Source organism: Psychrobacter sp. NPDC078631 (assembly GCF_050268165.1).
Taxonomy (GTDB): domain Bacteria; phylum Pseudomonadota; class Gammaproteobacteria; order Pseudomonadales; family Moraxellaceae; genus Psychrobacter.
In genome coordinates, this window is the sequence record NZ_JBNNGG010000003.1 from 1 (window position 1) to 16529 (window position 16529).

The 16529-nt window shown below is 40.5% G+C and carries 10 protein-coding genes and 1 pseudogene; 6 read left to right on the plus strand and 5 right to left on the minus strand.

Going from position 1 to position 16529, the window contains the following annotated elements:
* The 4 genes from ACQKCP_RS08765 to ACQKCP_RS08780 form a co-directional block, all read right to left on the minus strand.
* A partial coding sequence (locus tag ACQKCP_RS08765; RefSeq protein WP_427612044.1) for a type I restriction endonuclease occupies positions 1-1445 on the minus strand: 1445 nt, incomplete at its 3' end.
* 154 nt (positions 1446-1599) lie between these two features.
* Complete coding sequence (locus tag ACQKCP_RS08770; protein WP_427612045.1) at positions 1600-2724, minus strand: hypothetical protein; 1125 nt, start codon at positions 2722-2724, stop codon at positions 1600-1602.
* Positions 2721-3968: a restriction endonuclease subunit S gene (locus ACQKCP_RS08775; RefSeq protein WP_427612046.1), complete on the minus strand. Its 1248-nt coding sequence runs from the start codon at positions 3966-3968 to the stop codon at positions 2721-2723. Before ACQKCP_RS08775 ends, ACQKCP_RS08770 begins: the two co-directional genes overlap by 4 nt.
* On the minus strand, positions 3958-5493 hold the full coding sequence (locus ACQKCP_RS08780; RefSeq protein ID WP_427612047.1) for a type I restriction-modification system subunit M: 1536 nt from the start codon (positions 5491-5493) through the stop codon (positions 3958-3960). Before ACQKCP_RS08780 ends, ACQKCP_RS08775 begins: the two co-directional genes overlap by 11 nt.
* Positions 5494-5775: 282 nt before the next feature.
* On the opposite strand from ACQKCP_RS08780, the gene ACQKCP_RS08785 reads away from it, so the two are divergent.
* From ACQKCP_RS08785 to ACQKCP_RS08800, 4 genes are all read left to right on the plus strand, one after another.
* Positions 5776-6705, plus strand: a complete 930-nt coding sequence (locus ACQKCP_RS08785) for a hypothetical protein (RefSeq protein ID WP_427612048.1) — start codon at positions 5776-5778, stop codon at positions 6703-6705.
* Between the two features lie 551 nt (positions 6706-7256).
* Complete coding sequence (locus tag ACQKCP_RS08790; protein WP_427612049.1) at positions 7257-7766, plus strand: hypothetical protein; 510 nt, start codon at positions 7257-7259, stop codon at positions 7764-7766.
* The gene (locus tag ACQKCP_RS08795) at positions 7763-10213 is read left to right on the plus strand and encodes a hypothetical protein (RefSeq protein WP_427612050.1); all 2451 of its coding nucleotides are present in this window, start codon (positions 7763-7765) and stop codon (positions 10211-10213) included. Before ACQKCP_RS08790 ends, ACQKCP_RS08795 begins: the two co-directional genes overlap by 4 nt.
* Complete coding sequence (locus tag ACQKCP_RS08800) at positions 10200-13553, plus strand: tyrosine-type recombinase/integrase (RefSeq protein ID WP_427612051.1); 3354 nt, start codon at positions 10200-10202, stop codon at positions 13551-13553. The genes ACQKCP_RS08795 and ACQKCP_RS08800 overlap by 14 nt, the downstream gene beginning before the upstream one ends.
* A 163-nt stretch (positions 13554-13716) precedes the next feature.
* Here ACQKCP_RS08800 and ACQKCP_RS08805 read toward each other — a convergent pair whose 3' ends face one another.
* Positions 13717-14049, minus strand: a complete 333-nt coding sequence (locus tag ACQKCP_RS08805; protein WP_427612347.1) for a winged helix-turn-helix transcriptional regulator — start codon at positions 14047-14049, stop codon at positions 13717-13719.
* Between the two features lie 64 nt (positions 14050-14113).
* On the opposite strand from ACQKCP_RS08805, the pseudogene ACQKCP_RS08810 reads away from it, so the two are divergent.
* Positions 14114-15266, plus strand: a pseudogene (locus tag ACQKCP_RS08810) (IS3 family transposase).
* Between the two features lie 202 nt (positions 15267-15468).
* Positions 15469-16425 (plus strand): GlxA family transcriptional regulator, encoded by a 957-nt coding sequence (locus ACQKCP_RS08815; RefSeq protein WP_427612052.1) that lies wholly within the window; start codon positions 15469-15471, stop codon positions 16423-16425.
* The last annotated feature ends 104 nt before the right edge of the window (positions 16426-16529 follow it).

The window sequence follows — 16529 nt, forward strand, 5'->3', positions numbered from 1 at the left end:
ATAAAGGCAGCGTTTGGCAGGGCTTGCGCCATACGGATATTATTCTCACCATTTTGGCTACGGTGACCTTCATCGACCATGACGATGATGTTTGGGCTGGCGTTATAGCACTCATCGTATTTAACTGCCGAGCCAAACTTATTAATGATAGAGAAAATAACGCGCTCGTTACCGTGACCGATTTGCTGTGCTAAGCGGCGACCAGAGGTTGCCATAGCGTCGGATTTATCGCGATCACTAAGTACACCACCAGAAGCAAAGGTTTGACTAAGCTGGGTTTCCAGATCGACACGATCGGTGACGACAATAACACGGCACTTCGCGAGCTCCTCTAACCAAATCAAAGCTTTGGAGAAAAACACCATAGTGAAAGATTTACCACTGCCTGTGGTATGCCAAATGACACCGCCCTCACGACTTCCATTTTCGTCAAAGGTACTGATACGTTCAATCAAGGCTTTTATACCAAAGACTTGCTGATAACGGGCAACAATTTTGCCAGCCTTTTTATCAAACAAGGTAAACATACGCGTCATCTCAAGCAAACGCTCAGGCTGCAAAAGACTGATGATTAAGCGGTCTTGGTCGGTGACGGCTAGATCACCGCCAGCAATCAATGATTTATATTCATCTTTTATAGAGACAGGACGATAATCAAACAAATTCTCAATCTGCTTAGGACTGAGCGCTTGGTTCTTTAAACGATGAAACTCAGGCTCAGAGATCTCTTCTTCGACCCACTTTGCCCAAAACTTCTCAGGCGTGCCGCAAGTGGCATACAAACCGTCATTACCATTGATGGCCAGTAATAACTGGCTATAGGCAAATAGATGCGGGATTTCTTTTTGATGTTGATTGCGAATATGCTGGGACACCGCTTGAGCATTGGTCGATTGCCACTCTCTACTCGAATCAGGGCGTTTGGCTTCGATCACTGCCAGCGGTAGACCATTTACAAAGCAGACGATATCAGGTCTACGACTACTCGTACCCTCGCTATTGAGTACTACCAGCTCTTCGGTCACGTGAAAGCTATTATTATCGATATTATTCCAATCTATCAGAGCGATAGTCTGCGAGGTTTTTTTACCATCGATGAACTCAGTCACGGTCACGCCATACAGCATGGCGTTATAAAGCGCCTCATTTGCAGCCTGCAACCCTAGATTCATCGCTGGGTTTAGTTCATGCATGATCTTATCAATGGCACTGTCTGATAAATGATAAGGCTTACCTTCAAACGTAAAAGTTTGCTTGGCTAAAAACGCACGCATGATCGGCAGTAATACGACTTGGTTTGTGGCTTTATTTAAAGCCACTTTTGAGCGCATGGCGTTGCATTGATTTGGCGGAATGAACTCGTAGCCCAGCGTGGTGAGCAAGATTAAGGCAGGGATTTTTGAGCTGAATTCTTCTTGAAAGTTGATGCTGGAGTTAATATTCATAGCTGAACTCATTGAGTAATAGGGTAAGCAATTGAGTATTTAATATTGTGTCATCAGGGTAGCAAATCTAACTCTACGCTGTATCTGCTTGTTTATCTTCAGAGCAATCTTGGGCAGATCTCTTGTTACTCCACTAGACAAGTAGAGTGATCAACTAAATAAACTGTCTAAATTCAGAATTCGTATTTTCATTAATGGAAATTACATGAAATCCGTTTATAGTCAACTCTTTAACAACTTCTGCATCAGGATGTTTGCTTGAAGTAGTTCTATGAGAAACAGGCATAATCGTTCTACTAAAACCTTCAAGCGCTTGCAGATCGAAATCATACTTTGATCCATGATGTGGTATTTGAATAACATCGACATGGTCAACATAGCCTGCGTAAATATCTTTTAATTTAAAGCATTTGAAGTCACTATCACCTGTATAAATGCAGCCAGACATACAAAGGCATGTGTAGCAAAATTTTGAATTGATAAGTAATATTTTATGATGAGATAAATGACAGTACTGACATTTTCTCAGATTGTTGGATAAATCTGGACCTGAATATAGCAGCATAGAATTCTCATTAATTTTCCCTTGCAGCTTATCGTAAATATTTTTTATCTTATTTTTGAGAGTAGTATTTGCTAAATTGCTAAGAGTATAGTTAGGATCATTCATCAATTTGCTTGTACTGATACCTACTTTATTTAACTCTCTATCTACTTCAATTCTACGTATTTTATCTTCGTAATTATAAGGAACAAAACACCATCGTATTGGCTCAATACCAGCAGTTGATGTAATAGTCAAAGGAGTACCGCTTTCAATTTCAATCGACTCGTTCGAATTGTTATTTATTAACTCTCTTAAGTCACGATCTTCAAATCGTCTGTCAACATTGGTAGTAATAGTTGTAGCTCGAACCCTAATAATATTAGTGTCAGAGCCGAAATAAGATTCAGGGTTAGTAATTATATTTACCAAATCTGCTGAAAAACTGCTATAAAAATTTAGTAAAAAATTTCTCTGTTGATTATTCAAAAGGGGAAGAACTACTGCTCTAATTTTCTGAGCTGAATTTTTCAAATCAGGTATGGATGAAATATGGTCTTTATCGAAATGTGATATGAAAAGAACATCTATTACTTCGTCTTTGAACGCATCCTCAACTACCGCTCTTGCTTTCCGTGGTGCCATAGTTCCACAATCATAAACAATGTTCAAAGCATTATGACGCTCTGAATAAAAAGCACCTTGCCCAACAGGATGGAAAGTACGAATCATCATAAGCTCTCCCCATCAACCACCACCCGCTTCTTACCTGTTAACAACACCTGCATCAACGCCTTTTTCTCTTGCTGCAAATCAGCCAATTGCTGCTCAAGTAACTCAATTTCTTTATCGGCATTGGTTAAGACAGTGGCGATTTTTTGTTGTTCTTTAAGTGATGGCAAATTGAATTTTAGATTTCCAAACTCTTTAGTAGTAAAGCTTGCCTGATTGACAGCAGGTTTGGTGATTGAAGTAATATATGAATCATAATTAGCAGTTTGAGTAAGCAGATATAAGTAGATAGGATCAACTTTATCAGTATTGGGCTTAATACGTAAAATGTTTGTAGTATAAATCGCATCTACGTCTAGATTTTTTCTGTATATACAAGCTTTACCAATTTGACTTAGACTGTTTATAAAGTTTACTAAAAGATCGCCATCATCAAGTATGTAGTTAGATACATTGGCACCTTGAGGATCATCTAAGTACCAATATTTCAAATCTACATTATTAGTATATTTTGAACCCATATTATTTGATCTAATTACAGCAATCCCTACATTCTCGTTTTCTAGTTTCCGTGAAAGTCCACTTCTCATTAGATCTAGGACAGACTGCAGTTTCACCTCCTCCCACTCACCCTCAAACCTTTTCCCCGACTTATCAAGCAAACGCTTTTTACCCGTTAGCAATTGCTGCATCAAGGCTTTTTTCTGCTGGGTGCTATTATCAATCAAACGTTCAGTCGTGCCAATCGCTTTATCCCAAGTAGATAAGATGTTGGCGATTTTTTGTTGTTCTGGGAGAGGTGGAGTAAGAATCTTAAGCGGTCTTAATACCTGTAAGTTAATATTTTTTTGGGCATTCTGTGTCGCTTGTCCATCCAGCTCTTGCTGACACGTCTCTAAATAGAAATACAACCAAACAACATCCATGCTTTCTTTAGCCTGAATAGCTACTAAACTATCAGGACAGGCAACATCAAACGAAGTAATTGCAACATCACCAATATTTGCTGCAATAGTTATGAGAATTGTATTTTTTGGAAATAAACGACTAACCTTTAATCCTTCTTCATTTAAAGTCTGACTGTAGGATTTTAAGTATGTTTTTGAGCCTGCAATATCACCAGTTTGAACAAATGGAATTTCACCGCCATAGTATTTTGGGTCATTTCTCGGTCGTGCAGAGAACTTTCCTCTTTCAACAGATGCTAAACTTTCTAGCTTTTTTACCTCCCAACCATTAGGCACCATAACCCAACTCCTTTAAAAACCCTGCCATCTCAGTCTCTAATTTATCCAATTCAGCTTTTAATTCAAGACGCTCACTACGCACCGCATCCAAATCGATTTCCGCCTCTTCCTCAAAGGTATCGACATAACGTGGAATGTTTAGGTTAAAGTCATTTTCTTTAATTTCATCAAAGCTAGCTAGATACGCGTATTTATCGACACTTTCCCGCGCCTTATACGTCTCAATGACTTTAGCAATATTCTCCTCAGTGAGCTGGTTTTGGTTTTTACCTGATTTAAACTCATTACTGGCATCGATAAACAGTACGGTGTCATCGGTTTTATTCTTTTTAAACAGTAAAATAGCCGCTGGAATCCCTGTCCCAAAGAACAGCTTTTCAGGTAAGCCAATCACCGTATCAAGCAGGTTTTCTTCTATCAGTTGCTGACGGATTTTACCTTCACTTGACGCACGGAACAGCACGCCATGCGGTACGACCACGCCCATACGACCAGTAGCAGGCTTGAGCGTTTCGATCATATGACTGATAAAGGCATAGTCGCCCTTGGTCTTGGGCGGTACACCACGATGGAAGCGACCATAGGGATCGCTACTGGCATCTTCATGACCCCATTTATCCAATGAAAACGGCGGGTTGGCCGTCACCACATCGAACTGTAATAAGTGCTTGCTGTCTTTATCAAGTAGCAGCGGATTACGGATGGTATCGCCCCACTCGATACGGTGGTTGTCCTCACCGTGTAGGAACATATTCATCTTGGCCAGTGCCCATGTCGAGCCAATGGCTTCTTGACCGTATAGCGCATACTTCTTAGAATTTGAGTTTTTGCGTACCATCGCCCCGCATTTAATGAGTAGCGACCCCGAACCGCAAGCAGGATCACAGATTTCATCCCCCTCGACAGGCTCAAGGATAGTCGCTAGTAAGTTAGATACTTCGGGCGGCGTATAGAACTCACCAGCCGTCGCGCCACTACTGGCGGCAAAGTGCTTAATTAAGTATTCATAAGCATTACCAATCACGTCCAAGCTACCGACACGCTCAGCAGAGAGGTTCAGAATATCTTTGCCAAAGTCTTCTAATAAATGGCGGAGTAGCTCATTCTTTTGCTTTTCTTGACCGAGTTTATCAGTGTTAAAACTAATATCTTGAAAGACGTTTTTGAGCTTGGTACCGTTAGCTTCCTCAATCGCATGTAGCGCCTCGTCAATCCGTTGACCATTGCCCGGCTGATGACGCTGCTCGTATAAGTCCCAAAAGCTTGCACCTTCAGGCAACACAAAACGCTGCTTGGACATCATGGCATGGATCAGTTCGGGGTTGTCGCCAAACTGCTCGACCAGCTTGTTGTACTCATCACGGTAAACGTCAGACAAATACTTAAGGAACAGCATGGTTAAGATAAAGTCTTTATAGGTATCGGCGCTGATCACTCCACGGAAGGTGTCACAGGCATTCCATACGGCTTTGTTGATGTCGTCTTGATTGATTTTGCTAATATTATTAGTGGTACTGGCAGGCATTTGTTATTCCTTAAAGCGCTGGAAAATTGCTGGTTGTTATGGTGAGTCTTTATAGTTTGATGAACTGGTTTTGCTTGGGAGTATAGCGTACATTACTGTTTCGGATAAGACTCAAGACACTGCTACTTGAGAGTTGGAAATTTTTTAATAATTTAAATATTCTCACTCTATAAGGTGCATAGTAATTGTAGCGACAGTGTTAAAACTGAAATTTTGTTTTGCAATTTATCATACCTTTAACTATGATTACTTTCTTACGCGAAACTAACGATAGGTAACAATATGAAAATAAACAAACTATATGCCAGTATCGCATTGACCAGTGCTTTATTGCTCACAGGGTGCGGCGGTGATGACGACGGTGAATATATAGTAGGCAACAGTGACAACACTGGCCCTATCATCAATAATGAGCTGAATTACACCGTATTCGATGCTTTTACGGATGTGTCAAATGATGAGTATATAGAGGGCTGGGGCAAGCTTGCCTACAAATTTAGTAATAGTGGCTTTACAGAAACCATCTCTACCGTTGTGGGCAGCTCGGCTACTGCCTATCAAAACAGCAGAGATGATGAGGGAAATAACTCAAACTACTATGTTGGCAATAAAGTATTCATAAAAGTGAGTGATGAGTTTGACAACCGATTCTACAAGCTAAAATTTACTGATAGTGACAGCTTTGAATCAAGAATTCAGACCGATAATGCAGCCATTGATAGTGTTTATGATATCGAAACTTTAGACCTTAGCGGTATCAAGAAGTTAGCCAATAATGCTGACACAGGCATTAGCACTGTCTTAGACTATGACTATTTCCCAGACAATATTGCCTTCCCTACCGGCTCTCAATGTTATATTTTTCAGGAAACACCATCTCAGTCCTATTATTATTTTTATCAGCAAGCTTCTAGAGAAGAAATCACTATTGATGAATGGATCGCCGAACAAAAACAAGACAACGTGGTCAAAAATCTCGTTGAAGAAAAAGTTGGTCGTAATAACGAACTGTCAGCTGCTAGATATACTGATGAGGATGGCAATATTGTAGCTGCTGTTGAGTACAATGGTTTGGTCTATGATTCTGATTTCTATCAAAAAGGTGTTACAGAAAATACTGATACGGACTTTACGGCCGATGTGGTCGATTGTGACCTGTACAATACTGTTGCGGCTAATTTCATAGAAACACAAATTAAAGCCAATTATTAGAAACAGTTGTGTACTAAAAGCTAGCTGTCATATTACTAGATTTAGCACTAAGCACTCTTAATCTTGCCTCATAAAAATGAAATAAAAATAGCGCCTGCAATGGGCGCTATTTTAATGAGGCAAACTCTATGATTGTGCCAACGTTTCAAAGACTTTATTCAACCAATAAGTACTAATGAATAGCACGCACTATCACCTAATAGCTGGCAAATAGCATCACAAAAACCAAAGCCACATGGTGTCTCAAAGCCATATAAAACACTTTTCTTACCAGTTTAGTAAAACCTTTTAGCTTTCTTATCTCGTTATAAATACCCTCTAAATCCTTAGCATTAAGACTCTCAGTCTATGAATAAAATTTTCATCAATTTTGTCCACAAAAGCTTAGAAACGTAGCAAGACGTCATTAGCTGTCGCTTAATTTAAGTCTTTGTCCTAAAACCTCACAAATTGGCTTTCAATTGTTTACTAATACTCGTAAATTATTAGTGGAGGTCAATACACGGGATGTAACGACCAAGTCATCAACTCGATATCTTAGTGGGAAAGATATGAAATCACTATCGATCGCTAAGCTACAAACACTCAATGTGCTTATATATCCAGAAATCATTAGTCTGTTTGATATTTATACCTGCCATATCAGACCACTTCTGAATAGCCAGGCTATCGAACTTGAGCAAAGTAATGCTTGCTCAAAACTTACCTGCTTTATAAAAGAGGAGGAAAAGTGGTTCTTGCTCAATAACTTTGGGTTATTTCATATAGCAAAAAGCCCTTATATTGATTTTGATGTATTAAGAAAAGAAGTAGCCGTGAAATATATATCAAAAAATCAGTTTAATTTTGACATCAGTTTTTACGAGCTTATCAATCTCATTGCTCAACATAAAAAGACAATAGATCTCAGGCTTGTTTACTCGCAGCTAAATCAGATCTTGGATCAAGAGATAAACCAAAAATTATTTGGCAAAAATATTTTTGCTATTACTACATTTTGTTGGCTTATAAATATAAGTGAGCAAACTTATTACAAGCGACCTTCTAAGGGTGTTTTATGACTGAGAACGATGATACCTCTCTCAATGAAGAACACTGGCTGTCGGCACAGACCATTGCTCATATAAAGAATAATAAAGCACTTGTTTGCCCAGAATCTGTCTTAAAGGCTATCTCTACCATTATTGCTACAGTAGATGGTAGTTATGAACGAGATGACAATGCGATTGAGTATTTATCAGAAACTGTCATACAAACACTACAAAAAAGGCCAGTTGCCGATCAGTATATGCAAATCAATCGTAAGGATTTGGCACAAAAACCATTGATGATGCAACTGCTTATCCTAATGCAAGATATCGTCATTAAACGGCAGTTAGGTCAAGCAGTGCAACAACTAGTTTGGTTATCCATAGCGATGCACACAGCAGCTCTACTTATCGTTCACAATAGAAAAACTGATACTAAAGATATACTGATGCAATTTAAACAGGCTCAGTTTTCATCATCTTCTAGACGAACATGGATTTGGCGTGAACTACCCGATTTACCTCAGATGACCATAAGTGTAGAGTACATATCTACCATCCTCAATGATCTATTAGAGCAGAAAAAAAGTGAGAAAGTAAAAAAAGATGAATCTGATGAAAAAGCCAAACTGAGCCAAATAGAGAAAATAACGTCCGCCTATAAAAATGCGCATACGTCACGCAAGCCTAGACCTAAGTATAAGAAGCCGCCTAAACATATTAAAATTATAGCTATCAACTTAGCAGATAACACATCAAGATTGCCCTTAGACTCTACTGCAACGAGTCACAACTGGAATACCACGCCTAGCAATGATGCATGGAGAGCCACACATGATGATATAGAACAAAGCGCCATTGCCATAGATCTTGCATTTTTAGAAGCTAATACTGAAAGCCATGAAGGGTTAACCACCAGCTTTGAAGAGCGTATTGACCACTATGAAGTGCCTTATGTCAGCTATGGCGAATATCCAAACCCGTTAATCAAACACTCTGTACCACTCCAAACTATAGATTTATCGCTACAGCAGAACTACATGTCTCAGCGCAATCTCGCGCTTAACTCTAACACGCGCTTACTCTCCCTTGCCGGCTATCAAGCGTTATTTGCTGCACTCAACCAAGACGCCAGCACCTTACCAGAGTCAGAGACTGATAAAACCTGTGCGGGTATTTTATTGTTATCTATGATTACTGGACTGCCAGTTAAGTCCTTAATAATACCTGGCTATATCGGTCATCCTAATATTTTCAAAATTAAAGGTAAAAAGTATTACATCGAACACAGCTTAGGTATTACCGAAAGGTCAACAAGCCAAACATTGCTCGAAAATGATTATGAAAATACTTTTGATACCATCAAAGTTCCACTGCCGTTGTGGCTGATAGAGGATTTACTTGCTTGCGAGTTGCCATTAAAAGAAGATTTTACGGCTTATCTTGCCGCCTTACGTAGCAGCCTTGGATTGCCGTACCTGTCCGTCAATCGTATAGAGACCGCACTACATGTCGTGCTCTCTCGCTATACGCCAAATTGCCATGCGCACATCGCCGATATCATCTGTCGCACACCTGCGTCCCATGCTCCTGCAATGTACTATAGTAGCCACACTAGCGAAGCACTTCTTGCGCACTATAAGTCAGCACTGAGTATATTTAATAACAACAGTGATTTTGACTTAACTTATATAACCCCTTGGCGCAAATATACAGTGGGGTCAGGGTTTGCGCTAAAGATTAAAACAGTTTGCGACATCGTAAATGAGATGAGGTACTGGACCGATCAAAGTTTAAATGATGAGGAGCACTTCAATAGAACCAGTATTTTTGTATGGTTTATCTTTTGCCTTTTAACGGGCGTGCGACAAAATAACGGTCTTGGCAAGATGTACGATATCGATCTTGATATGGGTTGGCTGCTCATCAATGACAAACCTGTTAAGAAGGTCAAAAGTGATCGTCTCATTCCGCTATGCCCTACACTTATACGCCATCTAACAGACTATAGAGCGTATTTGATTAATTATCAGGCAAAGCACCAAAGTCATCATGAAGTCAGCGCTATCATTGATAATATCCGTTTGGGTAATGATGAAGCACTATTAAAGCTGTTGTATGAGCGAGCTCCTACTGCTAACTCCCCTACTCTTAAAGACATTAAGCGTGGCGATGCTTATCATATGACCAAGCACATCATTGACGCCAATCCCTACTGGACACGCCACTTTTTTCGTACGCAGCTTGAAAAGCTTGGCGTTTCCTTATCGCTGATTAACACGGTTATTGGTCATGAGGAAGCTCGTCAAGAAGTATTGGGGCGCTTCTCATCAAGTAGTAAAGCAGATATTAAGCGTGTGGCGTCCGTGTTTGAACAGATCGCAGCACAGCTTGGGTTATCAGATATCACAATCAACCATTACCCTAATTCAAATCATGTTGGCACAAGCACTGCAGAGGTTGACCATGCTAATAAATGAAATACAGCTGCCAAAAATTATTAATGACTTAGCAAAGTTTGATGGTAGAAAAAAGCGCTACGTGCCTTACCCATCTATACTCAAAGACAGTGACACGGTAAGGACACGTGAGATACAGCTACTCTCCGATTTACAAACCGAATGGGAGTCGTTGAAAAGGATTCATCCTGGAAGTATCGGATTCATAAAATCTTTTGATAAATATTACCAACAAGCGCTTTGGCCCGATGAGCGCATCTTTTCATTTTTGCCAAGCTCTAGCGATTATTTTGATTTGTCATGGCTATCTTGGAGTCAATCTTTAAGCCAGTTTCAGGGAGCGCTTTATAATCAATTAAGACCATTGTCTCAAGAGGGATTTGATGAGTTTCAGTTAATCATTGAAAGCAAAATTGCAAAAGCTTACGAGTCATCTAGAACACTCAAACATGTCTGGCAAGTCGTCGTTAAGTTCGTTGACTATCAAAATAAGCACTATATGCTTGCTGAGCATCACTATCCTAAGATAATTTCGCCACAACCTACTAAAATCAATCCACTAATTATAAATACAGCTTGGTTAAAAGACGGTAAGGCGCTGGTCAAAATTATTCGCGCAGTAGAGAATAATTGGGAGCAAACAGCCGATTATAGCCAAGATCAGATTATAGGCTGGTTGATATTCTCAGGAATTGTATATGGTGGCATCAACGAGGTACAAATGCTTCAAGGGTGGCTTATCTCATTGCTCGCCAAAGAGTATCAGCCATTCATCAAAGAAAGGATAGTAATCTCACCGCGTTTTGTGCAAAAGCGCTTTGGTAACGAGCGAGAAGAAGAAAGTGACCAGCTTTATAACACCAAGCAAATCGTTGTAGATATGGTCAGTCAGTGTTGGCTGATGCATTATCATACAAAAAGTAGTCAAGTAGAGACCACACATATCATTGCCAAGCTGTCAGAAGATAAGATAAAACAATATTTGACCGTGGCTTTGTCTGACGTGATCAAGCCTTTGGGTATTAAGCCACTTCCATTTTCAAGATTTTTATATTACGCCAGTTATTACTGGGAGGAGCTGGAGGGCGCTGATATTGATCACGCTTCAGTTGGGGTACTGCGAGGTATGCATAATACTGCTGGACTGAGCACGCAGGACTTTGATCGGTTTTTGAACCGAAAATATCAGTATAAAGAGGAGCCGTATGATCTAGAACATATTTTGACGCTGTCTATCAGCAAAAGCTCTGTTAATCAAAACGTGACACCTAGTACTTCTACCAAAAAGATAGAAGTTAGAAAGTCTGATTTAATTATGAATCTGACTAAAGACTTCAAAATGGATAAAGAACAGAAAAAGAAAAAAACCAGCAAAAAGCCGCCTACTCTTATCGAAAGAATACAAAAACGCTATGAACAATACGATGACTTAAGTGAAAAGATTTTATTAGATTGGGTGCTAAGTTTACTCAATCGAAAAGAGTCAAAATCACTTAGTAATGAGTCTATTTTGAAATATATCAGAACCATAGGCTATGAATGGTTATATTTCACAACAGCGCAGCCGCTTGATATTTGGTCAGAGGAAGAGTTTGAAGAGCTCTATGAAGACATCTTAGAATACAAAGCTGTCGTACGAAACAATACTGACATTGGATATTCTGCCAATTTATTAAAGAGTATGCACAACTTTGCCAAGAGCAAATACAACCTTCCCTCTGTGAACTTCCAGCAGTCCAAAAATGGTCGGCGTGTACGTGCGGAGCTGATATCACCGCAAGCGTATCAAGCCATTATTACGCAGATACTAAGTTCTGTAGATATATTGGAGCAGGAGATGTTCGCGCTTTTATTTATCTTAGTCTATCGTACTGGGATGCGCAAAAAAGAGCTGTTAGGACTTAAGTATAATGATATCGAAGGTCTAAAGGCAGCCACACCCTCAGTGGTGATCAGGCCAAATAGCTACCGTCCAACTAAGACTCAAAGTAGTATTCGCCGCGTTCCCTTATTTGCCCTCCTCAAGCCTGATGAGCTGAATCTTTTTATTAACTTTGTGCAGAGTAATATTGGCGAGAGTTCAAACAAATTTATCTTTACCTTATCATCAGATCAGCGCCCTATTGATGACCATGTTCCGTTGCAGTTACTCAAACGAGTCTTAAAAGATATATCGGTAGATGATAACGTGACAGAGCATACCTTTCATGGGTTTAGGCATACGGCAGTGAGCAACCTATCTTTAGCGCTAGTAGGCCATTCAGATCTCGTAGAGGCACTCACCGATTATGACGAAAGCGACGTACTGCGTATAAAAACAGGTGTACTTGGAGAGCATATCGATGCACAGGATCGCTGGTACGCTCTATCAGGTATTATGGGGCACTTATCGCCTGAGCGTAGCTTTGAGTATTACAATCACTTTGCTACTCTAATGGCTACTTATGCGTTAAGCGTCTCTAATATAAAACTGCCTAAACAAACACTATTCAACCTTACCAAATCTACTAAAATTAGCCCAAGAAAGATCAATGATAATGCTGACATTGATGATAACGGTATGATCAATATGCCTAGTATACGTAAGCTGTTATTTAAAAATATCATAGAGGGCAAACGCAAGTCACCGAAATTTACGATCGAAAGCCGTGATAAGCAATTTCTCTTGAGTACCAATACGCCAGCCACTGATGAATTGTTTGGTCGTTATGGTCTAAACCGAGTACAGCTGCTACTACAGACCTATGATAAAGAGACTCCTTTAAGTAAAGCAGCCCAGTTATCAAATATTTCTATTCACGATGCAAAGGTTCTATTAGAACGTGCAAGCGAGGTTGCTAACATCACTACCAAACATGGTAAACCTCGCTTTGTTAAGCTATCAGATTCAAACACCTCTGTACTGAGTCCACTAAACATTCAATACCAAAGTGATTTAAGATTACTATCACTCTTGTTAAGTAATGCCTACCGTCTACGAGAAAAGTCAGGGACTGATTGGACTTGGTTTATTGAGATATGTCGTGAAAAACTGTCTGTTAGCAGAGCATACCTACCATTTAGAAAAGAAGATAAAAAAGAGTTGCAGCGGTTCATTGATATTGCTGAGAAATTGCTGCCTTTGAAACGTTGGCTGGTGAGTAGCAACGAAGATTTGTTGATGGAAACTATGTCATCTACTGACTATCAAGACATTAAGCAGCAATCTAATGAGTCGAAAAATGCTCTCCATATCGGTATTGCTAGTCAGGACCATAGAGAGCAAACGAACAAATGGCAATACTCACCACTACTACGGTTTTTTGTGCATATGATGCTGATTACAGATGAGAAACTATCTATTGCAAATAACGAAGAGTAAATAATACTGGTCAAGATTCTATCTCTCTTCAGAGATACTCTCTCCTGTACTTCTACTTGTTTTATTCTCCATGGTCTCAATTGTGTAATTGTTCATAGGTAAGTGCTAGCTCGAAGTGTGTGCCGACTCCCTTGGTTTGCGTTTTTTTAGCAGAGCACTCTCCTCATATACTGAGCTCATCATTACCGATCCACTTAGGCCCTATCTCAACCTCAATATAACGCGCAGTAATGGGTTCAGAGCACTCAGAACATACTGTCACAGGGTGCATAATATGACCACATGTCTTATGTCTATGTAGCAGCGGCGCCCCGCATTCGTCAGCCATATGCTTATCTCCCCAACTGACTAGGGCTAACACGATAGAGTTTAAATCCAGGCCACGCTCTGTCAGTCTGTATTCTTCACGTAGGGGTCGTTGCTGATAAGCTACTTTCTTTAGAACATCATATTCAACCAATTTGCGAAGACGGTCAGACAATACATGGCGTGTAATGAGCTATGCTGAAGAAACTGTAGAGATAAACTTGGTAAACTAACGACTCGATGAGGAGTTTACCATGACCAAGAAAATCAGAACCTACAGTGCAGAATTCAAAGCCGAAGCCGTCAAGAAGATAGCAGATAATAACGGCAATATTTCAGCTACTGCAAAGCAGCTTGGCATCGCCATGCAAACGCTATCGAACTGGCATAACAAAGCCAATCAAGGCAAGCTTTTATGAACTGAGCAGTATGATTCTGAGCTTATGGCAGCTATTCAGGAAATAAAGCAGCTCAAGCGGCAGCTTAAAGTGGTTGAAGAGAAACGAGAGATACTAAAAAAGGCCACGGCGTATTTCGCAAAGCCCAGTTGATGAAGTACGTCTTTATCAAAGACAACCAGCACCTTTTTAGTATTACCTGCATGCGCCGTGTATTAAACATAAAATCATCGAGCTATTACGACTGGATAAATCGTGAGATTAGTGAACAGCAGATATACCGTAACCACTGTGAGCTATTAGTTAGAGCGGCTCATAGTGAAACTAAAGAACGTTATGGTGTTGATCGACTGCATGCAAAGCTAATAGAGCAAGGCCATGACATTAGCTTGTACATGGTCAGACGTATCAAAGAGGAATACGGCATCAAATGCCGTCACCATAAGCGCTTTAAAGTCACTACTGACTCCGATCATAACAAGCTTGTCTATCCAAACGTGCTGGATCAAAAGTTTGATGCTAAGCGTCCAAATGAGTCTTGGGTCAGTGACATCACTTATATTTGGACTGCTGAAGGTTGGCTGTACTTAGCTGGAGTTAAAGACTTATATACCAAAGAGCTGGTCAGCTACGCCATTAATAAGCGCATGACAGCAGACTTAGTATGCTGTCATGCGCTTATTAATGGCGTAGCCAAGGACTGATTGTGCATTCTGACAGAGGCAGTCAATACTGTAGCCATGCCTATCACAAAATCATTAAGCAGCACCAGTTTATGGGCTCAATGAGTGGTAAAGGCAATTGTTTCGACAATGCTCCGATAGAAAGCTTCTGGGGTACTTTAAAGAATGAGCTTGTATACCATCAGGACTATAAAACAAGGTTTACAGCGATCAACGATATCATCGGCTATATCGAGCTCTACTACAATCAGACGAGAATTCAAAAGGGTTTAGGCTATAGATCGCCAAGACAGATGTGGTTTGACTTTTATCGTCAAGCTGCGTAACTAAAATCTCCCAAGTTTGACTGTACGGATTTGACGACAGGGGTCATTCTAATACTCACTGCTTTCTGGCGAGTAAGCTAGATGGGAAATAACTGAATGGACTTAGCCTAAAAACCTGAATTCGGGGACAAATTTATCTATTGTAGATACTTACATATTCCGTTGTCTGTTATAGTATTCAGTAAAAATTTGGTTTATTACTATGATCCTGAAGCCTGATAAAGACGGTGTCTTTACCATTTCCTTTTTGCTATTACCTGAATACGCAATGGTCGCCCTACTGTCTGCTATTGAGCCACTGCGAGTAGCCAATCGCTTTGCTGGCCGCGAGATTTTTCGTTGGCAATTGCTTTCTGAGGACGGACCACCGGTAGCAGCGAGCAACCTACTGGCATTGCAACAAACGGTTGCTATCTGTGATGCCGCATTCCCCCTTAATATTTTTGTCTGCTCTAGCTTTAATCCGAAAAACTATATCCGGGATGACACCATTGCTTGGCTTAAAAAGCTCAACCGGAGAGGATCATTAATAGGTGCCATGGACACCGGCTGCTATCTTTTGGCTGCAGCTGGGCTTCTGAAAAAGCACAAAATAGCCCTGCACTGGGAAGCAGCACCTTCCTTTCAGGAGGATTACCCAGAACTAGAACTCACCAACGAGCTGTTTGAAGTGAATCACAATCTGATCACCTGTGCCGGCGGAACCTCGGCCATCGATCTGATGCTTTATATCATTCAGGAAGAGCTCGGCCACGGTCTCGCAATCAAGGTTTGTGAACAGTTTATAAAAAGTGGTATCCGTCAGAAATCGGACAAGCAACGAATCGATTTATCCGCACGTCTCAAAATATACCATCCACGCCTTCTGCGAGTGTTGGAGAAGATGGAGGCAAATCTGGAGTCGCCCTTGTCCACCGAAGAGCTGGCAAAATACGCACACATTTCCGTTCGTCAGATGGAACGCCTGTTCCGCAGTTTTCTGAACGATTCACCTTCTGGCTATTACATGAAGTTGCGGCTTGAACGATCTCGACAGTTGCTAAAAGAGTCCAGCTTAAGCATTTCTGAAATCAGAATCATCTGCGGATTCAATTCAGCTCCCCATTTCACCCGAAGCTACCGCAAAAATTTCGCTCGCAGCCCTAGTGAAGACCGTTAGCCTGTATAAAGAATTCTTAAATGCGCCATGTTGGTTCTGACTTACACCTTGGGTTGTACGACGGTTACTCCTTTGAGTCTAGGGCGGTCCGCCTCCATTTCCAG